Origin of the sequence: Citrobacter arsenatis, from assembly GCF_004353845.1 — a bacterium.
GTDB classification, from domain to species: domain Bacteria; phylum Pseudomonadota; class Gammaproteobacteria; order Enterobacterales; family Enterobacteriaceae; genus Citrobacter; species Citrobacter arsenatis.
The window spans coordinates 577,088-598,136 of record NZ_CP037864.1 but is presented as its reverse complement, the minus strand read 5'-3'; the positions used below and the strand labels follow the sequence as shown (position 1 = coordinate 598,136).

At 55.0% G+C, this 21,049-nt stretch carries 20 protein-coding genes; 5 read left to right on the top strand and 15 right to left on the bottom strand.

The genetic code is table 11. From position 1 onward, the window contains the following. Positions 1-15 precede the first annotated feature (15 nt). The 3 genes from treC to nrdG all read left to right on the top strand — a co-directional run bounded on the left by treC (position 16) and on the right by nrdG (position 4,800). Complete coding sequence (treC, locus tag E1B03_RS03820) at positions 16-1,668, top strand: alpha,alpha-phosphotrehalase (protein ID WP_133085697.1); 1,653 nt, start codon at positions 16-18, stop codon at positions 1,666-1,668. A 408-nt stretch (positions 1,669-2,076) separates the two neighbouring features. After that, complete coding sequence (gene nrdD, locus E1B03_RS03815) at positions 2,077-4,215, top strand: anaerobic ribonucleoside-triphosphate reductase (RefSeq protein WP_103768595.1); 2,139 nt, start codon at positions 2,077-2,079, stop codon at positions 4,213-4,215. A gap of 120 nt (positions 4,216-4,335) precedes the next feature. After that, positions 4,336-4,800, top strand: a complete 465-nt coding sequence (gene nrdG / locus E1B03_RS03810) for an anaerobic ribonucleoside-triphosphate reductase-activating protein (protein ID WP_103768596.1) — start codon at positions 4,336-4,338, stop codon at positions 4,798-4,800. Positions 4,801-4,833: 33 nt separating this feature from the next. Here nrdG and E1B03_RS03805 read toward each other — a convergent pair whose 3' ends face one another. The 11 genes from E1B03_RS03805 to pmbA all read right to left on the bottom strand — a co-directional run bounded on the left by E1B03_RS03805 (position 4,834) and on the right by pmbA (position 14,393). After that, entirely contained in the window at positions 4,834-6,747 is a 1,914-nt protein-coding gene (locus tag E1B03_RS03805) for a BglG family transcription antiterminator (RefSeq protein WP_103768597.1), read from the bottom strand. Between the two features lie 21 nt (positions 6,748-6,768). After that, a complete protein-coding gene (gene dagF / locus E1B03_RS03800) occupies positions 6,769-7,509 on the bottom strand; it encodes a 2-dehydro-3-deoxy-phosphogluconate aldolase (RefSeq protein ID WP_103768598.1) in 741 nt (246 codons plus the stop codon). Continuing rightward, the gene (locus E1B03_RS03795) at positions 7,506-8,624 is read right to left on the bottom strand and encodes a DgaE family pyridoxal phosphate-dependent ammonia lyase (RefSeq protein ID WP_080625806.1); all 1,119 of its coding nucleotides are present in this window, start codon (positions 8,622-8,624) and stop codon (positions 7,506-7,508) included. Before E1B03_RS03795 ends, dagF begins: the two co-directional genes overlap by 4 nt. Beyond that, positions 8,608-9,741, bottom strand: coding sequence for an amidohydrolase/deacetylase family metallohydrolase (locus E1B03_RS03790; RefSeq protein ID WP_103768599.1), 1,134 nt, complete (start codon positions 9,739-9,741; stop codon positions 8,608-8,610). The genes E1B03_RS03795 and E1B03_RS03790 overlap by 17 nt, the downstream gene beginning before the upstream one ends. Before the next feature lie 58 nt (positions 9,742-9,799). Further along, the gene (locus E1B03_RS03785; protein WP_103768600.1) at positions 9,800-10,444 is read right to left on the bottom strand and encodes a DUF4310 family protein; all 645 of its coding nucleotides are present in this window, start codon (positions 10,442-10,444) and stop codon (positions 9,800-9,802) included. Between the two features lie 11 nt (positions 10,445-10,455). Next, on the bottom strand, positions 10,456-11,232 hold the full coding sequence (locus E1B03_RS03780) for a DUF4311 domain-containing protein (protein WP_043018215.1): 777 nt from the start codon (positions 11,230-11,232) through the stop codon (positions 10,456-10,458). A gap of 22 nt (positions 11,233-11,254) precedes the next feature. Further along, positions 11,255-11,554 carry a DUF4312 family protein gene (locus E1B03_RS03775; RefSeq protein ID WP_016151468.1) on the bottom strand — a complete coding sequence of 100 codons (300 nt, stop codon included), beginning with the start codon at positions 11,552-11,554 and terminating at the stop codon, positions 11,255-11,257. 2 nt (positions 11,555-11,556) lie between these two features. Further along, positions 11,557-11,919, bottom strand: a complete 363-nt coding sequence (locus tag E1B03_RS03770) for an SFCGS family glycine-rich protein (protein ID WP_003830384.1) — start codon at positions 11,917-11,919, stop codon at positions 11,557-11,559. A 10-nt stretch (positions 11,920-11,929) separates the two neighbouring features. Next, positions 11,930-12,238 carry a glycine dehydrogenase gene (locus E1B03_RS03765; protein WP_133085696.1) on the bottom strand — a complete coding sequence of 103 codons (309 nt, stop codon included), beginning with the start codon at positions 12,236-12,238 and terminating at the stop codon, positions 11,930-11,932. Between the two features lie 330 nt (positions 12,239-12,568). Further along, entirely contained in the window at positions 12,569-12,955 is a 387-nt protein-coding gene (cybC, locus tag E1B03_RS03760; RefSeq protein WP_133085695.1) for a cytochrome b562, read from the bottom strand. Positions 12,956-13,040: 85 nt separating this feature from the next. After that, complete coding sequence (gene pmbA, locus E1B03_RS03755) at positions 13,041-14,393, bottom strand: metalloprotease PmbA (RefSeq protein WP_103768602.1); 1,353 nt, start codon at positions 14,391-14,393, stop codon at positions 13,041-13,043. A 95-nt stretch (positions 14,394-14,488) separates the two neighbouring features. On the opposite strand from pmbA, the gene yjgA reads away from it, so the two are divergent. Continuing rightward, positions 14,489-15,040 carry a ribosome biogenesis factor YjgA gene (yjgA, locus tag E1B03_RS03750; RefSeq protein ID WP_008786039.1) on the top strand — a complete coding sequence of 184 codons (552 nt, stop codon included), beginning with the start codon at positions 14,489-14,491 and terminating at the stop codon, positions 15,038-15,040. Between the two features lie 99 nt (positions 15,041-15,139). Here yjgA and mpl read toward each other — a convergent pair whose 3' ends face one another. Continuing rightward, positions 15,140-16,516 carry a UDP-N-acetylmuramate:L-alanyl-gamma-D-glutamyl-meso-diaminopimelate ligase gene (gene mpl, locus E1B03_RS03745; protein WP_003830388.1) on the bottom strand — a complete coding sequence of 459 codons (1,377 nt, stop codon included), beginning with the start codon at positions 16,514-16,516 and terminating at the stop codon, positions 15,140-15,142. A gap of 175 nt (positions 16,517-16,691) precedes the next feature. On the opposite strand from mpl, the gene fbp reads away from it, so the two are divergent. After that, the gene (fbp, locus tag E1B03_RS03735; RefSeq protein WP_103768604.1) at positions 16,692-17,690 is read left to right on the top strand and encodes a class 1 fructose-bisphosphatase; all 999 of its coding nucleotides are present in this window, start codon (positions 16,692-16,694) and stop codon (positions 17,688-17,690) included. Between the two features lie 125 nt (positions 17,691-17,815). On the opposite strand, the gene E1B03_RS03730 is transcribed toward fbp, so the two are convergent. The 3 genes from E1B03_RS03730 to ytfT form a co-directional block, all read right to left on the bottom strand. Beyond that, a complete protein-coding gene (locus E1B03_RS03730) occupies positions 17,816-18,928 on the bottom strand; it encodes a methyl-accepting chemotaxis protein (protein ID WP_133085694.1) in 1,113 nt (370 codons plus the stop codon). 103 nt (positions 18,929-19,031) lie between these two features. After that, positions 19,032-20,033: a galactofuranose ABC transporter, permease protein YjfF gene (yjfF, locus tag E1B03_RS03725; RefSeq protein WP_016151457.1), complete on the bottom strand. Its 1,002-nt coding sequence runs from the start codon at positions 20,031-20,033 to the stop codon at positions 19,032-19,034. Further along, entirely contained in the window at positions 20,020-21,042 is a 1,023-nt protein-coding gene (ytfT, locus tag E1B03_RS03720; protein ID WP_008323019.1) for a galactofuranose ABC transporter, ATP-binding protein YtfT, read from the bottom strand. The genes yjfF and ytfT overlap by 14 nt, the downstream gene beginning before the upstream one ends. Positions 21,043-21,049 lie beyond the last annotated feature (7 nt).

The following is a 21,049-nucleotide window of genomic DNA, read 5'->3' as shown; positions in this document are numbered from 1 at the left end:
TTCCAGGAAACAACCATGAATATTCCCCACTGGTGGCAAAACGGCGTTATCTATCAGGTTTACCCCAAGAGTTTTCAGGACACCACCGGCAGCGGCACCGGCGATTTACGCGGCGTAACGCAGCGTCTCGACTATCTGCAAAAACTGGGGGTCGATGCCATCTGGTTAACCCCGTTCTATATTTCGCCGCAGGTTGATAACGGCTACGACGTCGCGGATTACATGTCTGTCGATCCGGCCTACGGTACGCTTGCAGACTTTGACGAACTGGTGGCGCAGGCGAAAGCACGCGGCATCCGTATTATTCTCGATATGGTGTTTAACCACACCTCAACCCAGCACGCCTGGTTTCGGGAAGCGCTGGATAAAAACAGTCCGTATCGTCAGTTTTATCTCTGGCGCGACGGCACGCCAGACTCCCCGCCGAATAACTGGCGCTCCAAATTTGGCGGCAGCGCCTGGGGCTGGCACGCCGAAAGCGAGCAGTACTATCTGCACCTCTTTGCTCCGGAGCAGGCCGATCTTAACTGGGAGAATCCGGCGGTCCGCGCCGAGCTTAAAAAAGTGTGCGAGTTCTGGGCCGATCGCGGCGTGGACGGGCTGCGTCTCGACGTGGTGAATCTTATCTCTAAAGATCAGGACTTCCCGAACGATCCTGACGGTGATGGGCGGCGTTTTTATACCGACGGCCCGCGCGCGCATGCGTTCTTACGCGAGATGAACCGCGACGTCTTCACGCCCCGCAGCCTGATGACGGTCGGCGAAATGTCGTCCACAACGCTGGAAAACTGCCAGCAGTACGCCGCACTCGATGGCAGCGAACTGTCGATGACCTTTAATTTCCACCACCTGAAAGTGGATTACCCTAACGGTGAGAAGTGGACGTTAGCAAAACCCGACTATGTGGCGCTCAAAACCCTGTTCCGCCATTGGCAGCAGGGCATGCACAATCAGGCCTGGAATGCGCTGTTCTGGTGTAACCACGACCAGCCGCGCATCGTGTCGCGTTTTGGCGATGCAGGGAAATACCGCGTTCCGGCCGCCAAAATGCTGGCGATGGTGCTGCACGGCATGCAGGGCACGCCCTACATCTACCAGGGCGAAGAGATCGGCATGACCAACCCGCACTTTAGCCAGATTACCGATTATCGCGATGTGGAAAGCCATAACATGTTTGCCGCCCTGAACGGCCAGGGGCGCGATGCGCAAGAGCTGCTGGCGATCCTCGCCAGTAAATCCCGTGATAACAGCCGCACGCCGATGCAGTGGGATGCCAGCAAACACGCGGGCTTCACCGCGGGTGAGCCGTGGATCAATCTGTGTGACAACACGGCGGATATCAACGTGGCGGCAGCGCTGAGCGATACCGACTCGGTGTTCTATGCCTATCAGAAGCTAATCGCCTTGCGCAAAGCGGAGCCGGTTATCACCTGGGGCGACTACCAGGATCTGCTACCGGACAGTCCGCACCTGTGGTGCTATCAACGCCAATGGCAAGGGCAGCGGCTGCTGGTCATTGCGAATCTGAGCGATACCTTCCAGAACTGGCAGCCGACCCAGACCGACGGAAACTGGCAGGTGCTAATGCACAACTATGCCGAGGTCGCCAGCCAACCTGGTGACATGGCGCTGCGTCCTTTTGAAGCCGTCTGGTGGGTGCAAAAATAGCTTGCAATGATGTTTAGGCCCGGTACGCATAGCGCTACCGGGCGTTATTACATACGCTTAGCTTACCTTCCTGTTTTTGTTGAATAATTAATCAGAATTTTCTGCCCACAATTTACAATCGCTGTACTGCCCGTCATCTGTACGCTCCGATTTTTACTTTGCGCTACATCAAATAAATCGTAAACATCCTTGATGCAAATCACTACATATAGAACTTAAAATGCACGCCGACCCAATATGTTGTATTAATCGACTACAATTGCTACAACTACAGTACACCGCTTGACGGTGGAATTGTGGATAAAGTGGGTCAGGATTGCGGGAAGTCATTGGCCAGATAGATGAATAAAGCCATGGCCGCTTCCCCAACCTCTGTGGATAACCTGTTCTTATAAATATGGAGTGATCATGACACCGCATGTGATGAAACGAGATGGCTGTAAAGTGCCGTTTAAATCAGAGCGCATCAAAGAAGCCATTCTGCGTGCAGCTAAAGCAGCGGGAGTCGATGACGCAGATTACTGTGCCACCGTCGCAGAAGTCGTTAGTAGCCAGATGAATGAGCGCAGCAAGGTCGATATCAACGAGATCCAGACAGCGGTAGAAAACCAGCTGATGTCTGGCCCGTATAAACAACTCGCCCGTGCGTACATCGAATATCGCCACGACCGCGATATACAGCGTGAAAAACGTGGCCGTCTGAACCAGGAAATTCGTGGTCTGGTTGAGCAAACCAACTCTGCTTTGCTGAATGAAAACGCCAACAAAGACAGCAAAGTGATCCCGACACAGCGCGACCTGCTGGCCGGTATCGTTGCTAAACACTATGCACGTCAGCACCTGCTGCCGCGTGATGTCGTCCAGGCGCACGAGCGTGGTGATATTCACTATCACGACCTCGACTACTCTCCGTTCTTCCCAATGTTTAACTGCATGCTGATCGACCTGAAAGGCATGCTGACGCAGGGTTTTAAGATGGGTAACGCGGAGATTGAACCGCCAAAATCCATCTCTACCGCGACCGCCGTCACCGCGCAAATCATCGCGCAGGTTGCCAGCCATATTTATGGCGGCACCACCATTAACCGTATTGACGAAGTTCTCGCACCGTTCGTGACCGAGAGCTTTAACAAGCATCGCAAAACCGCTGAAGAGTGGCAGATCCCAGATGCCGACGGCTATGCGCATTCCCGTACCGAGAAAGAGTGCTACGACGCATTCCAGTCGCTCGAGTATGAAGTGAATACCCTGCATACCGCCAACGGTCAGACGCCGTTCGTCACCTTCGGTTTTGGTCTGGGAACCAGCTGGGAATCGCGTTTGATCCAGCAGTCCATTCTGCGTAACCGCATTGCTGGCCTGGGTAAAAATCGCAAAACAGCGGTCTTCCCGAAACTGGTATTCGCGATTCGTGATGGTCTGAACCACAAGTTTGGCGATCCGAACTACGACATCAAACAGCTGGCGCTGGAGTGCGCGAGTAAGCGTATGTATCCGGATATCCTGAACTACGATCAGGTGGTTAAAGTGACCGGCTCGTTCAAAACGCCAATGGGCTGTCGCAGCTTCCTCGGCGTGTGGGAAAACGAGAACGGTGAACAGGTTCACGATGGCCGTAACAACCTCGGCGTTATCAGCCTCAACCTGCCGCGTATCGCGCTGGAAGCCCATGGCGATGAAGCCACCTTCTGGAAACTACTCGACGATCGTCTGGTGCTGGCGCGTAAAGCGCTGATGACCCGCATTGCGCGTCTGGAAGGCGTGAAGGCCCGCGTTGCGCCAATTCTGTATATGGAAGGTGCCTGCGGCGTGCGTCTGAAAGCGGACGATGACGTGTCTGAAATCTTTAAAAACGGTCGTGCGTCCATCTCTCTCGGTTACATCGGTATTCACGAGACCATCAACGCGCTGTTTGGCGACAAACATGTCTATGACAGCGAGCAGCTTCGTGCCAAAGGTATCGCCATTGTGGAACGCCTGCGTCAGGCGGTCGATCAGTGGAAAGACGAGACCGGCTATGGCTTTAGCCTGTACAGCACGCCAAGTGAAAACCTGTGCGACCGTTTCTGCCGTCTGGATACCGCCGAGTTTGGCGTGGTGCCAGGTGTTACCGACAAAGGTTACTACACCAACAGCTTCCACCTCGACGTGGAGAAGAAGGTTAACCCGTACGACAAGATCGATTTCGAAGCGCCGTACCCGCCGCTGGCAAGCGGAGGCTTCATTTGCTATGGCGAATACCCAAATATTCAGCACAACCTGAAAGCGCTGGAAGACGTCTGGGATTACAGCTATCAACACGTGCCGTATTACGGAACCAACACGCCAATCGATGAATGCTACGAGTGCGGCTTTACCGGTGAGTTCGAGTGCACCAGCAAAGGCTTCACCTGCCCGAAATGTGGTAACCACGACGCCGCGCGCGTGTCGGTCACCCGCCGTGTATGCGGTTATTTAGGCAGCCCGGACGCGCGTCCGTTTAACGCCGGTAAGCAGGAAGAAGTGAAGCGCCGCGTTAAGCATTTAGGTAATGGGCAGATAGGTTAATTTCCGTTTGCAAAGGCCGTAGGCCTGATAAGACGCAATCGCGTCGCCATCAGGCATCACAATGTTGCCGGATGCGGTGCAAGCACCTTATCCGGCCTACATTCTTTCTGGACATCCTCTATGCAATACCATCAATATTATCCCGTCGACATCGTCAATGGCCCCGGCACGCGCTGCACCCTGTTTGTTTCCGGGTGCGTACATGAATGCCCCGGTTGCTATAACAAAAGCACCTGGCGACTCAATTCTGGCCAGCCGTTTACCAAAGAGATGGAAGACAAGATCGTTGCCGATCTGAACGACACGCGCATTCATCGTCAGGGGATTTCGCTGTCAGGCGGCGATCCGCTGCATCCGCAAAACGTGCCGGATATTCTGCAACTGGTACAGCGTATTCGCGCTGAGTGTCCGGGAAAAGATATCTGGGTGTGGACCGGCTACAAGCTTGAGGAACTTAACGCTGCGCAAATGCAGGTGGTGGATCTCATCAACGTACTGGTCGATGGCAAATTTGTGCAGGATCTTAAAGACCCGGCGCTGATCTGGCGCGGCAGCAGCAACCAGGTCGTACATCATTTGCGTTAACTTTCAGGCGGTAAACATTCTGTTTTCCGCCTCTCAAAAACGACTCACGCACTCCATCGCAACCGCTTTGAACTCAGTGAAATTCCGACACGCGCAGAGTCGGGTCATCGCGCGCTCGCGCAGGAAGGTGACGAAAATATCGTAGATGGCCATCGCCTCTTCGTATTCGCTTTTGCTGATAGCAAGCAAGAAGATCACGTGCGCGGTTTCATCGCCCCAGGCGATACCCTGCGGGGCGAGGATGGTGTAGACCACCGTTTTCTTTGCCAGCAAACCGAGGGCGTGCGGCAGGGCAATGCTATCCCCCAGCATGGTGCTGACGATGGCCTCACGTTCAACCACCGAATCAAGAAACTCCGCATCGACAAAGCCTTCATCCTGTAACTGGCGACATAAGACGTTGAACAACGTCTGTTGATCCATTGGCTCGTCGATCACACGAAAATGGGCGGCATCGAAGAATTTGTTCAGCATCCATGGACGGGTTCTGTCGACCAGTACCAGTTTGCCAATTTGCTCTAGTTGATAATCGGTAGGGAACGGCGCAATCATCACCACAGGCTTATCTTTTTCACCAATCCGCGCTGTAGAGATGACAAAATCTTCGCTGATGCACTCCCGCTGTTCGTAGTCGCGCAGCGTTACGGTATCGACGATTTCTATCTGTGGATACTTACGCGCCAGCACAGCTTCAATCATCCGCGCCATCGCATTTCCGGCATCGCATACCAGCAGAACTTTCGGCTGCCTCTGGTAACCGATGTTGTAACTACGCTCAAGCCCAACGCCGATATGCAGCACGAGGAAGCCAATTTCATTTTCACTGATGGTGTACGGCGTATATTTTCCCCATCCCGAGACGGCGGCCAGCGTCATGTCCCACGCCATGGGGTAGTGCTGTTTAATATTTTCCAGCAGCGGATTGGGGATCATTATCTGGTAACGCACCCGGGTGATCATCGTCTTAATATGCGTCAGCAGATCAGCATGCAACTGTTTGTCATTCAACAGGTTGTAGTTGTACTGGCTGTTGATAAACCGCAGGATGTAATTGACCAACGCCTCATCATCATCCGCATTGATAGCACTGGGCGCGATCTCTTGTACCTGGCGGGCAGCGATATGCACCTGCAGCCAGTTTTCTTCGGCAACGGAAAGCGGTTTGTCCGCCATCCGGTGCAATACCGCCGCGATTTCCCGCGTGGCCAGGCACACCGATTGATCGGCCTCTTCTGCGGCAAACTCCGGAAGGGGATACCCTTCGCTAATCCGCCGTACCGCCACCGCACAGTACAAGCGTAAAAACAGCTCGCCCTCATCGGTCAGGCGAATATGAAAACGGGCGAAAATGTCCTGCAGAACAGGCTGCAGCTGTTCAGGGATCCCGGCATTCAACGCTTCTTGCGTCACTAACGGGTGCTGCGGATCCTGTTGCGCCAGCGTCCATAGCAGGTCGGTCAAACAGGCGCGGATCGCCATCTCGCTGCCGAACAGCTTCATGCCGTGACGGGGGCGCGTTTCCAGCGTCAGATGATAACGTTGCAGATGCTCGCGCACCTCAGCCATATCGTTTTGCAGCGTCGCACGGCTGATAAACCATTCATCAGCCAAATCTTCCAGCTTCAGCGAAAAGGCCGACGTCAGAAAACGAACCACCAGCCAATGTACCCGTTCCTGGCTGGTGCGTGGGATGCGCAGCAACGCGTCGGGCCGCTGCGTTTGCAGGGCGTGATAGCTTGCCGGGTCGTCAATTTTGAGTTGATAACCGTTACCCCGGCTGAGGACAAACTGCGCGCCGTACTGGGTGAGTAGCGCGTTCAGCGCGGTGATATCCGCCCGTACGGTGCGTGTGGAAACCGACAACCGCTGCGCCAGCTCGTCCTGTGGAAGCGCTTCGTTTTGCAGCATGCCAAACAGCTGCGCTAAACGTTGGTTGGGGAATCGCACGTCAGTTTCCTCATCAGTCAGTTAGCCTATGCAGGCCCGGGTCATCGCCATCAGTTGGCGTACGTCGTCCGGGCGGGTGTTACCACTCACCTTATCAATAATCGAACTATAGATGTGAGGAATGATTTTGCTCACTCCGGCATCAAGGGCGATTTGCAGGATTTCAGTAAAATTATCCAGATCGATCCCACCGGTTGGCTCCAGCCAGAAGTCATGACGGGCACAGGCCTGCGCGACCGCGATATACTCGTCACGGCACTTCAGGCCGCCCATCGGGAAGTATTTAATCGAACTACCGCCCATATCTTTGAGCAGCGCAATCGCGGTTTCTACCGGTACAATGCCGTCCGGCGTCTGGCTGCTTAGCGGACCGGTGGAGATTTTCACCCTGCCCGGCGTACCGGTTGGTGAGACCAGACCGTTGACCACCGTCTCCTGCTGACCCAACAGCGCGCGACTGGTCGCCACACCGGTAAAGACCTGATTAACATGCTGGGGCTGCACCTGACGGGAGATTTCACTGACCATCGCCGACTGGTTTGGATCGCCCGCCCCCAGCCCCACGGAGAGCGCATTGTCGATAAGTGCCGCGTATTCACGCATATCCGCTACCGCGCTTGCGACATCCGGGTAATTTTTTGACAACACGCCAACCAGCACATGTCCTTCCGCCGCCGCGTAAATATCCCGGGCGTTTTCTTTAGAGCCTGCCAGCACGTTCAGGCAGACGCGATCGCGATAAAAGTTAGGGGTCAGTTTCATGCGTTTTTCTCCTGCGAAATCACTTCGCCAATTCGACGGGCCACAATCTCCAGTTGCGCGCGATCAACGCTGCGCACGTCGGCTTCGATAATGCCTTCGTTGGCTTTGTAACCACGGAAGTAAATCGCGTACTCCCCCTGCTTCAGCGCATCAACCAGTTCGCCGGTGGCGATCCCGGTTACCGCTTCGTCAAACTTAATTTCTGTGCGCGCAATGTCACGTCCTGCGCTGTCCCACACCACGCGGGCGCTCACGCCGTGAAGCTGGTTTAACGCATTAATGAACGGCGTCATTTTCTCGACCATCTCCGCGCCGCTCTCTTTCTGCGCGTTCAGATACAGTTCGATGGCGCAGGTCAGGCCAAGAATCCCCTCTTTGCCCACCTTCATCGCCCGACCAATTCCCGCCGTCTGGCGTTTCACCCACTCGACGTACTGAGTTTTACCTATCACCAGACCGCTGGTTGGTCCTTCTATCGCCTTCGCGCCGCTATAAATCACCAGATCTGCACCAACCCGGTAGTAGCACTGCAAATCTTCTTCCGCTGCCGCATCAACGATCAGCGGCAGGTTATGCGTGCGCGCCACCACCGCAGCCTGCTCCACGCTAAGCATACTTTTCTGTACGCAGTGGTGAGATTTGATATACAGAATGGCCGCCGTACGCGGCGTAATGGCCGCTGCCAGTTGCGCCGCGGAACATTCGTTAGCGTAACCGGCTTCTACTAACTTGCCGCCGCCAAGCGCCACCATGGTGCCCACCGGCGCGCCAAAGTTGACGTTGTGACCTCTGGGCAACACGATTTCGTTGTTCTCGATGGGCGCAACGTGCAGATTCTCCAGCAGCCAGTCGCTGTCTTTAACCAGCACGCCAGCCACCGACAGGGCGATACCGGCCGAGGCGCAGGAGACGACGGTTGCCCCTTCCACTTCCAGCAATTTCGCGATGTAGTCACCGGTTTTGTTGACCAGGTCTTTCATCTCAAAGTATTGATTCATCCCGGCCATTGCAGCCTCAACCACCTCTGGTCGCGGCGTGGAAACGCCAAGCGCCGTCATGCGGCCTGATGTGTTAATCACCTGTTTTAAGTTGTATTTCTCAAAGATCGAAGGCATGTTCCGCGCTCCCTTGTTCGGTCATATAGCCCTTGCCCGCACGTATTGCGGCAAGCGGCACCAGCAGTTGTTCAGCCTGCAGGCTGTCGTTTTCTGCATCTACCAGCACGGTTGGCTGGCGCTTAAGCGTAAAGAGGGTTAAATCGGCATCCAGACCGACCTGCAGTCGACCCTTGTGTTTCAGGCGCAAACTATCGGCGGCATTGGCGGTAACGCACTCAATAACCTGCGGAAGCGACATCCCAATGGCGAGAAATTTTGACATCACATTCGCCAGGGAATGCACCGGGCCGCTGATACGGTTGCGACAATAAATATCGGAGCTGATGGTGTGCGGCAAAATGCCCAGGCCGATCGCGCGTTTTGCCACCGCAAAGCTCAGGCTGGCGGTGCCATGCCCAACGTCCAGACGCACGCCACGTGAAATCGCCCGCGTCACTGACGCCCGCAGCTCGCCTTGCGGCGTCAGAATGCGATTCGGCTTACCGTTGTAGCAGTGGGTAATGATGTCGCCTGCGCTCAAGCGCTCGGCGATCTCATCCAGATCCGGCGGGTTGTTGCCGATATGCACCATCAGCGGTAGGTCGCCGTTCTGCGCTTGCATCGCTTTGGCACGCTCCAGCGGCGTGATGCCGTTTTCACCAACTACGCTGCTGCTCATGCGCGCCTTCAGGCCGACGATAAAATCAGGGTAGCGCTTCACCGCCTGGCGCACCGCATCGGCGTCAATATTGGCCATGTTGGCCAGCTCGTTCTGGGCGATAAGCCCAACGCGGGAGATGTTCAGCAGCGCATACACTTCGGTCGCTGCTTCCCGGGTCAGGGTGTAAAAATCGTCGATGTCATCCGCCCCGGTACTGCCCGCATCCACCACCGTGGTCACACCGGTAGCAATACCGACGCTGTCCGGCTGGTCGTGGTAAATCGGGGATTTCGGGTAGCAATGAACATGGGAATCAATCCAGCCTGCACTGACGTAGCACTCGCCGCCCAGCTCGATGGTTTTCAGCGCCGGGCCATCAACGTCGCCCAACGCCGCGATTTTGCCGTCTTTGAGCGCAATATCGCTCAGCGTATCGTCAACGAGGCGCGCACGGCGCAGGAGTAAATCAAACATCGCTCTCTCCTTTGCCGGATGGCGGCGCAACCGCCTTATCCGGCCTACAAATCAACAGTTAGCTAATGGCAATTGGGAAGAGGGAACCGAGGATCATTGCCCCGAGGATCGCCCCGCCGGTAATCGGTTTTTGCCACAGGTAAAACAGCAACGCGCCCGCCAGAGAACCGATTCCGATAGGAATAGAAGCCGTCATCGCGCTGAGGATAATCAATGGCCCAAGGAAGCGGCCGGAGGCGTTACCGGCCCCCATCATGACGTCCGCACCGTAGGTTGAGTCGCTCTGGTTGATGGTGAACTTACGCGCCAGAATGATGATGTAGCCAATCGCCAGGCCAATCACCAAACCGGTGACCAGCGAGGCTGCGAAGTTGGCGACCGGGAAGATAATGCCCGCGCCCAACAGCAGCGCCGGAACACCTAACCCGACCCCGGTCTGAATCGCTCCGCCGATATCCAAAATCCCCACCAGCGAACCTTCAATGATGCGCGCAAACAGGAAACTTGCGCCAAATGCCGCCACCGCCCCGTAGGAGCCGGTATCCATTCCCGCCTTCAGCATCGCCACAAAAGCCACTTCGTTAAATGCGCCAATACCGTACAGGTAGTACATGTGTGTTCCGGCAAATACGCCGGATGAGAGCAGGCCAACGAAGATCGGGAACGACCAGTCAGCGAACCAAAAACCTTTATTCTGTTCCATGATGGCCTCCGTTATTTGCCGCTGAGCGAGTTGTGGATAAGTTCGAGCCAGTTAGGCACGGTCAGATGGAAGGATTCGATCATCTTCATGTCGAAGCCGCGGAAGAAGCCGCTCAGGACAAACAGCGCGACGATAGCCACCATCATCACTTTCGTGACGTGGTTCCAGCCGCTCTCTTCAACGCCTTTACCGATCAGAATGCCAAGGACCAGCCCCGGGACGGCGTTGCCCATAATCAGCTGCGCCGCGCCGCCAAAGACGGTGGCCCAGAAGCCGGATTTCTTACCCGCATCAATCGCCGCCAGCCAGAAGATCACCGGCATCACGGTGTTAACCAGCAGGTTAGCCGCGGGCACCAGCACCTTGACGGCGGTAACTTGCAACGCTTCCGGTACCGATGACGCCGTGAGGTTCAGGAAGGTCACGACAATCATCCCGATAACGCCGCAGGCAATCGCCATACGCTTAGGATCGTGCAGCGTTTCACCGACGTTGCGATTTTTAATCATCAGCGCGGCGGCACCCCAGTTGGGGATAATGCGATGGTCGACGTCCTGCGTGAACGCCCCTGCCGCAACGGAGGAAGCCCAGGCGTTAAAGAAGAAGCCCAGGCCGAACGAGAAGTGAGAAGCCGGATCCCCTTCGCAGGAATTCAGTTCTCCCAGAGTGCGAAACGCGCCCATCCCTTGAGTGGTAGGCGCATGAAACATGCGTGCAGCCCCAGCGCCGACACCAACGCCAACCAGGCCGCCAATGATGAGCGATTTTATTAATATTATCAGGAACATAATTATGCCTTTTAATAAAGAATCAGCGTTGCGTAACGAAATCCACCTTGTCGAGATTGATGGCAGTCACGTTGACGGTCACGTCCAGCTCCACGCTGAAGGTGCGTCTTTCCCGGCGCAAAAAGAGGAACAGAAAAGCCTCTTTGCGCACCGATTCACGCGCCTGAACAACCTGCACATCCTGTGGCTCAATACGCAGTAAGATATGCGGTGACGCTTTCATCACCGCCGCCTGAACGTGGTTCAGGGCATCGGCAAAGGCGCGCGCTTTAGCTTCGCCCTTGCCAGTGACTCTCACCGTGGTGGTGAATTGTTCTTTCATACTTAAGCGCCGTGTTTCTTTTGCCACGCCTGCACCAGGCGCTCACCGAGCTCTTCTTTGTCCATAAAGCCAAACCCCAGCACATTGCAGCCTTCGTTAATGGCGGTTACCCCTTCATCGACCGAACGCATGCCGTATTTCGCCTTGTAGCCGTATTTGGTCTGTGCGGTAATCGCACCCGCGCCACCGCTGCCGCAAAACGAGATACCGAAGGTGGCGTTTTCCGCTTTCATCACGTCACCCAGCTTCATATCCGCCGCAACGCCCGGCACCACAACCGCGCGGCCACCCGCTTTCTCAACGCCTGCCGCCACTTTCTGGCCTTTACCCAGACGATCGCCAATCACTACGGTAATCTGTTCCATCTTTTGCTCCTTAAAGGTTGTCTTTCGCGACTTCGAAATGCACCGACAGCAGCCAGGCTTCTTCCTCGGGAAGATTGCCAAACTCGGCGACCACGTCGCGGGCAAGCGCCATTGATTCGGCAGAAATTTCATCAAACAAGCTGGCATCGACTTCTGGTAAGGGTTCACCCGTTACCGAGCGGTGCGCCATGGCGCGAACATGCGATGTCAGCATCTGTTCCTGTACGGCGTTGGGAATAATGTGGCGTTCACGCAGCAAGGCATACACCTGCGCCAGCATGCGGTCGACCAGTTCCACCGATTCCCCCATGTCATTCATTACAGCTCCGTTATTCACTCGTCTTACCCCACTAATGGCTCTGAGGGTAAATTAGCGGTGGGGGTTAAAAGTTTGTAGCGAGTTGTTTTCCACTTCGAAGTGGAAAGGCGCACAGCGATAGTGATCTGTGCCGCAAAAAAGGCCGTGACCACGATTTATCACTGGAAGAATGTGATTGAGATCGCAAGAGTGAGCAGAAAAATGGAAGGAAAAACGAACAATGAATGGACGATAAAAATGAAAAAATGTGATGGGGATAGCGTTTACTTATGGGGTACGGTGGTGTGGCGTCTTGTCCGGCCTACGGTTATGCAGGCCGGAAAGCGCAGGTTAGCGGAACTTCTTGTGGTTTTCGTTGCGCGTGGTTTTCAGGTCTTCAGCAACGGCTTTCGCCTCTTTGACTTTACCTTCGTTCGCCAGCTTCAGCGCGCCGTCAATCTGGCCGATCAGCGTGTCAAAGCCGTGGCGGAAATCCTTCATCTCCGGGCTGTCCGGGGATTTGTTTTCCAGCTTCGGTGGCGTGCCTTTTTGCGCGTCCAGCGCGGCTGCGCGCATTTTGGTTAACGCGTCTTTCAGTTCAGTCGCATTATCCGTTTTTTCGACGATCTTCAGGTTATCGTTGAGGATCCCCATGTCATCTTCGAGATCGGCTGCAAACGCAGAAGAACCAAGAATCAGCGTTGAAGCCGCGACGATCGCTAACAGGTGTTTACGCATTGCTCACTTCCTTTTTTATTATTAAAAAATAAACAAACGCCAGATACCCTCAATAATTCACGCACAGCTTGAAGTATGACGAGTATCACTGCCCGGCGATTTTCATCTCCGGTAACAAGACAGAACCACATTGGATATTACTGCGCGTTTCAATATCGTTCCCCACGGTCACAATATTGCGCCACATCTCTTTTAAGTTACCGGCGATGGTAATTTCACTCACCGGGTACTGAATTTCGCCGTTTTCGACCCAGAAGCCCGCCGCGCCGCGCGAGTAATCGCCGGTAATGCCGCTTACGCCCTGCCCCATCAGCTCGGTAACCACCAGGCCGGTGCCCATCTCTTTAAGCAACTGCTCGAAGCTTAGACCCTGTCCCGGAATTCGCCAGTTGTGGATCCCGCCCGCGTGACCGGTGCTCTTCAACCCCAGCTTACGTGCTGAATAGTTGGTCAGCAGCCATTGGGTCAACACGCCGTCTTTAATAATATCGCGGCGTTCAGTCCGTACGCCTTCGCTGTCGAACGGTGAAGACGCCAGCCCTTTGCGCAGGTGTGGATGTTCTTCAATAGTCAGCCATTCCGGCAGGATTTGTTTGCCCAGCGAGTCGAGCAGGAAGGTGGATTTGCGGTACACCGAACCGCCGGCGATCGCGCCGACCAGGTGTCCGAACAGTCCGGTCGCCACTTCATTGGCGAAAATCACCGGCGCTTTCATGGTGGACAGCTTACGCGGAGACAGGCGCGATAAAGTACGGCGAGCACAGTCTGCCCCCACCCACTCCGGCGTTTGCAGATCGCCCATCGCCCGGCCAATGGTGTAGGCGTAATCACGCTCCATATCGCCATTTTCTTCCGCGATCACGCAGCTGGAAAGGGAATGGCGCGTGGAGCAGTAGCCCTGCAACATACCGTGGCTGTTGCCAAACACTTTGATGCCATAGTGGCTGTTAAAGCTGCCGCCTTCGGTGTTGGTAATACGCTTATCGGCCTGCAGCGCCGCCTGTTCAGCGCGGGCAGCCAGTTCGATAGCTTCGTCAGGGGACACTTCCGCCGGGTGGAACAGGTCCAAATCGGGCGCATCAAAGGCCAGCAGTTCTTTATCTGCCACGCCCGCGCACGGGTCCGGCGAAGTGTAACGTGCAATGTCCAGCGCGGCCTGCACGGTACGCGCAATCGCCTGCGGACTTAAATCGGTGGACGATGCGCTGCCCTTACGGTTCTGGTGATAAACCGTAATCCCCAACGCGCCATCGCTATTGAATTCTACGTTCTCCACTTCACCATAACGGGTGCTGACGCTAATACCCGTGGTCTTGCTCACAGCGACTTCCGCGCCATCCGACTTACCTGACGCTAATTCCAGTGCCGTCGAGACCGCTTCTTCCAGAATCTTACGCTGCGCTTCAACTTGTGAGATTACTTTCATCGCAAATGCCATAATGTAGAGAGAGTTTCTCTGAAGTCTAACAGAGAACCGTTTTTCAGTGCGCATCTTAACTGGTAACATTAGCCTCTTTTTTTAAGGAGCCTGACATGACTAAGCAGCCCGAAGACTGGCTCGACGACGTTCCCGGTGATGACATCGAAGACGAAGACGATGAAATTATCTGGGTCAGTAAAAGTGAAATAAAACGTGACGCCGAGGAGTTAAAACACCTGGGCGTGGAACTGGTAAAACTGGGGAAAAACGCGCTGGATAAAATCCCGCTCGATGCGGATTTACGTGCCGCGATTGAGCTGGCCCAGCGAATTAAGATGGAAGGTCGCCGCCGTCAGCTACAGCTGATTGGCAAAATGTTGCGCCAGCGCGATGTTGATCCTATCCGTCAGGCGCTGGACAAGCTGAAAAACCGTCACAACCAACAGGTCGTTGTCTTCCATAAGCTGGAGCAACTGCGTGACCGTATGGTTGACGGTAGCGATGAAGCCATCGAAGAAGTGATGAACCTGTGGCCTGACGCCGACCGTCAGCAACTGCGTTCGCTGGTGCGTAACGCCAGAAAAGAAAAAGCGGGCAACAAGCCGCCAAAATCTTCCCGCCAGATCTTCCAGTATCTGCGCGAACTGGCGGAAAACGAAGCCTAACCTCGTCGTCTTCCGAAAGTGCCGGATGGCGGTGCAAACACCTTATCCGGCCTACGATCCGTTGTAGGCCCGGTAAGCGTAGCGCCACCGGGCATTTTTTTACTCTTCTTCTGCCTGAGCTTTCTTCGCCAGACCATCCAGCAGTTTTTGATGGATGCCGCCAAATCCGCCGTTGCTCATCACCAGAATGTGATCGCCTGGCTGTGCGGTTTTCACCACCATATCTGCCAGAGCATCCACATCGCCACTCCAGTGCGCAGGCTGAACGCAGGCTTCAGCGACTTCCGCTACCTGCCACGGAATGTGCGGCGGTTGCAGTAAGAACACTTCGTCCGCACGGCCTAACGACGGCGCGAGGTCATCTTTGCACAGGCCCATTTTCATGGTGTTCGAGCGAGGTTCCAGCACCGCGATGATGCGCGCCGTGCCGCCCACTTTACCGCGCAGTGCGGCAAGCGTTGCCAGAATAGCCGTCGGGTGATGGGCAAAATCGTCATACACCGTCACGCCATTGGCTTCGCCGCGCAGCTCAAGACGACGACGGGCGTTGATGAATGAGCCCAGCGCATTGGCCGCATCCGCAGGCACGACGCCAACATGACGCGCGGCTGCAATCGCCATCAGACCGTTGTGCATGTTGTGCTCGCCCACCAGGCCCCACTTCACCTCGCCGACTTTTTCACCGTCCAGCCACACTTCCCACTCGGAGGCATCGGTAGTGAGCTTTTTCGCCTGCCAGTGGCCTTGTTCGCCCACCAGCTCTTGTTCGCTCCAGCAGCCCATCGCCATCGTCTGTTTCAGATTGATGTCGTTTTCCGGGTAGATGATGCGTCCCTGGCCCGGCACGATACGCACCAGGTGGTGGAACTGTTTCTGAATAGCTTTCAGATCGTCAAAGATGTCCGCGTGATCAAACTCAAGATTGTTGAGGATCAGCGTGCGCGGGCAGTAATGCACGAATTTAGAACGCTTATCGAAGAACGCGCAGTCGTACTCATCCGCTTCAATCACGAAGAAGTCGCTCTCGCCGAGGCGCGCGGAAACCTCAAAGTTGCCCGGAACGCCGCCGATCACAAAGCCAGGCTTATAGCCGCAGGCTTCGAGGATCCAGGTCGCCATTCCGGCGGTGGTGGTTTTGCCGTGCGTACCCGCAACCGCCAGTACCCAGCGATCGCGCAATACAAAGTCATGCAGCCACTGCGGGCCGGACATGTACGGAATGTTCTTTTCCAGCACCGCTTCCACGCACGGATTGCCTCGGGTCATGGCATTGCCGATGATCACCAGGTCCGGCTGAGGGTCGAGCTGGCTGGCATCGTAACCCTGAATTAAATCAATGCCTTGCTTCTCAAGTAAGGTACTCATCGGCGGATACACATTGGCGTCCGAACCGGTTACTTCATGACCGAGCGAGCGCGCCAGCATCGCCAGACCGCCCATGAAAGTGCCACAAATTCCCAAAATATGAATGCGCATACGTCACTATCCTTTTTTAATCTGGGGGCCATTTTACGCACATGTCCGGCAAGTGAGAAACGCATTTCAGGATATTCCGTAGTTTGCTGGCGCGATTCACCTAAGCGCAACAATGGAAATATTTGTTAATATTGTTGCGGTCGCTTTACTCCACATAAATTGCAGGGAAAGTGTTATGAAAACGTTAGGTGAATTTATTGTCGAAAAGCAGCACGAGTTTTCTCATGCTACCGGTGAGCTCACTGCTTTGTTGTCGGCAATAAAGCTGGGCGCCAAGATCATCCACCGCGATATCAACAAGGCCGGTCTGGTCGATATCCTGGGTGCCAGCGGTGCTGAGAACGTGCAGGGAGAGGTTCAGCAAAAACTCGATCTGTTCGCGAACGAAAAACTGAAAGCTGCACTGAAGGCGCGCGACATTGTGGCGGGCATTGCCTCGGAAGAAGAAGATGAAATCGTCGTCTTTGAAGGCTGTGAACACGCAAAATATGTTGTGCTGATGGATCCGCTGGATGGCTCATCCAACATCGATGTTAACGTCTCTGTCGGTACGATTTTCTCTATTTATCGCCGCGTAACTCCAGTCGGCACGCCGGTCACGGAAGAGGATTTCCTGCAGCCGGGCAACAAGCAGGTTGCTGCGGGCTACGTGGTTTATGGTTCTTCCACCATGCTGGTATATACCACCGGCTGTGGTGTACACGCCTTCACCTACGATCCTTCTCTGGGCGTATTCTGCCTCAGCCAGGAACGTATGCGCTTCCCGGCGAAAGGCAGCACATACTCCATTAACGAAGGCAACTACATCAAATTCCCGAACGGCGTGAAGAAGTACATTAAATTCTGCCAGGAAGAAGATAAGTCAACCCAGCGCCCGTACACCTCGCGCTACATTGGCTCTCTGGTTGCGGATTTCCATCGCAATCTGCTCAAAGGTGGGATCTACCTGTACCCAAGCACTGCCAGCCACCCGCATGGCAAGCTGCGTCTGCTGTACGAATGCAACCCGATGGCCTTCCTGGCCGAACAGGCGGGCGGCAAAGCCAGCGATGGTAAAGAACGCATTCTGGATATCACCCCGGAAAGCCTGCACCAGCGCCGCTCCTTCTTCGTGGGTAACGACCATATGGTTGAAGATGTAGAACGCTTTATCCGCGAGTTCCCGGACGCGTAAACGCCATATTCCGGTCTACAATCTGGTGTAGGCCGGATAAGCGAAACGTCATCCGGCACGATGCGGTGATATTGCCGGATGGCGGCGTAAACGCCTTTATCCGGCCTACAAAATCCATCGTTCGGTTAGGCTGTTTGTAGTTTAAATACGGCCATGGCTTCGATTAGCGCTGAAGACTGCTCTTCCAGCGAACGGGTAGCCGCAGAAGACTGCTGTACCAGCGCCGCATTTTGCTGCGCCGTTTCATCCATCTGGATCACCGCAATATTGACCTGCTCTATGCCGCGACTCTGTTCCTGAGAGGCGCTGGCAATTTCACGCATCAGTTTGGTCATGCGCATCACTTCATTAGCAATCTCATCCATGGTTTCCCCTGCCTGCTGTGCCAGCTCGCTGCCTTCCCCCACGTGGGTGTGCGAATCGCTGATTAACGTGCGGATCTCTTTGGCCGCCTCGGCGCTGCGGCTGGCCAGATTACGCACTTCACCGGCCACAACCGCAAAGCCCCGCCCCTGCTCACCAGCGCGCGCCGCTTCAACAGAAGCATTGAGTGCCAGGATATTGGTCTGGAAAGCAATACCATCGATTACGCTGAGGATGTCGGCGATTCGGCTGGAACTGCCGGAAATATCGCGCATTTTTTCGATCACATAACACACCATTTCGCTACCGCGATCGGCGGTATCCGACACCGATTTTGCCAGTTGGTGCGCCTGTTCCGCGTTCTGCGCATTCTGTTTCACGGTCGCCGTGAGTTCTTCCATGCTGGCGGCGGTCTGCTCCAACGAAGTGGCTGTTGATTCAGTGCGTTGCGCCAGATGCTGGTTCCCGGCCGTCAGTTCACGACTGCCAATATCAATTTGCGAGCTGGCATCGCGTACGCGTTGTACCGAGTCGCCCAGCGCATGACGCATTTCATCCATCGCCGCGTTCAGGCGGTCGAATTCGGCGCTGGCAGACAACGCGGCAACCGGTGACAAATCCCCCGTCGCCAGACGTTCCAGTTGCTCAACCATATTATCCAGCGGTTTAAGAAACTTATTTCGCAGCATAAACCAAATAACCGCCAGCAATGCGATAGCAGTCAGCATCGTTGCACTCATAATACTGTGATAAATCAATGAAGTAATGATGCGGGTAGAGGCATATAGCCCCATACCACCGGTCAGTAACAGAAGGAACGTCAGCAGAGACAATAACACCAACAAACTTGATCGAATTGAAAGGGATTTTGGCATTGTTATATTTCCGGTTGTAGGGTTAAAACAGACCTGTACAGAACCTATCGACTACAACCGGAAAAAGTTTAGGCATTTAAATGTTTTGTGCAAAATCAGGATGTTACTTTGGTGTTGCCGCCGTACCCACTCGGGTTACTGGCGAGCTTTGACGATTTTCCCAAAGTACCGTCAGACCACGCTGTAAGGCAATAAAAATAAACAATAAAATGCCAATCGCGATCTTCGTCCACCAGGAACTTAATGTGCCATCAAAATTAATGTAGGTCTGAATCAGTCCCTGAATCGCCACGCCAAACAACGTGCCTAAAACCGTCCCGACTCCGCCGCTCAGCAGCGTTCCACCAATCACCACCGAGGCAATCGCATCCAGCTCGACGCCAACGCCCGCCAGCGCATAGCCCGCCTGGGTGTAAATGGAAAAAACAATGCCGGCAAGTGTGGCAAGCCCGGTAGACAGCATATAGATACGGATGGTGGTGCTGCGGGTTGAGATGCCCATCAGGTTGGCAGAGGTGGCGTTACCGCCAATCGCGTAAACCTGATTACCAAAGCGCGTACGGTGCGCCAGGAATATGCCAATGACGACGACCGCCAACATCAGCAATCCCATCGCGCTCAGGCGACCGCCGCCGGGAATTTTCCATGCCAGGCTTGAGAGCATGTCATAAACCGGATGGTTAATCGGGATTGATTCCTCTGAGACCAGATAGCTGACGCCGCGCAGGAAAAACATTCCCGCCAGGGTAATGATGAATGCCGGGATCTTCAGCGCATCAATCAGTAACCCCATAAATGCGCCAAACGCGCAGCCCATCAGTAAGATAAGGGGAAACGCCAGCAGCGGGGAAATCCCCCAGTAGCCGATGGCTTTCGCCAGAAATACGCCGGTAAACGCGATCACCGAGCCAACGGAAAGGTCGATCCCGCCAGAGAGAATCACGAAGGTCATGCCGACGGCGATAATGCCTAAAAAAGCGTTATCGGTCAGAATATTGCAGATTACCCGGGTGGAAGCAAAAGCGGGAAACTGCGTCAGGCAGTAGAGATATCCCAGCACAAACACACCGAGGGTGATCATCAGCGGTAAATTACGTTTTATCATGACCACGCACTCCTTTTATCAGGCTGATAAAGCGTTGTGACTGCACGACCAGCACACACAACACCACCACGGCTTTGACCACCTGATTCAGTTCCGGCTGGAAGCCCGACAGTAAAATCCCGGTGTTCATGCCCTGAATAATCAATGCGCCTACCACCGACAGCAGCAGGTTAAAGCGCCCGCCCATCAGCGAGCCGCCGCCGATAACCACCGCCAGGATGGCATCCAGCTCCAGCCACAACCCGGCGTTATTGGCGTCAGCCCCACGAATATCCGCCGTGACGATAATGCCGGCGATAGCCGCGCACAGGCCGCTTAGCACATAGGTGAGCATCACGATAATGCGGGTATTCACCCCGGCGTTTTTTGCCGCACGAATGTTGATACCCACCGCTTCGATAAACATACCCAGCGCCGTTTTCCGCGTCAGCAGCCAGAACACCACCAGCGTTAACAGTGCAATGATTACTGGTGTGGGGAACAGTAGGAGCGAACCGCTACCAAACCATGACAGTTCAGGCGAGTTGAAGGTGACGATCTGCCCGGAGGTGATTAGCTGCGCCACCCCGCGCCCGGCCACCATCAGGATAAGCGTGGCGACGAACGGTTGGATCTTAAGGATGGCCACCAGTATCCCGTTCCACAGCCCAGCCAGAATACCGGAACCTAAGGCGGCAAGTAGCACCACCGGCAGACTGTGCCCAGCCACCGTCATCGCCGCGGTGGTGGCACCAGCAATAGCCATAACGGCGCCAACGGAAAGGTCGATGCCGCCGGTGGCAATCACCAGCGTCATACCTATCGCCAACAGCGCCACGGGTGCGGCACGGTTGAGAATATCAATCGGGCTACCGAACAGCCGACCATCCTGCAAAATCACCTGGTAGAAGTGCGGCGCGACCAGGCTATCCACCAGCAGCACCAGCAACAACGCCACCAGCTGTGGCATCCCCTTTGGCCAACGGAACCGCCGTTTAGGCGGATTGGATTGAGGGAGAGATTGAGGCATCACCATA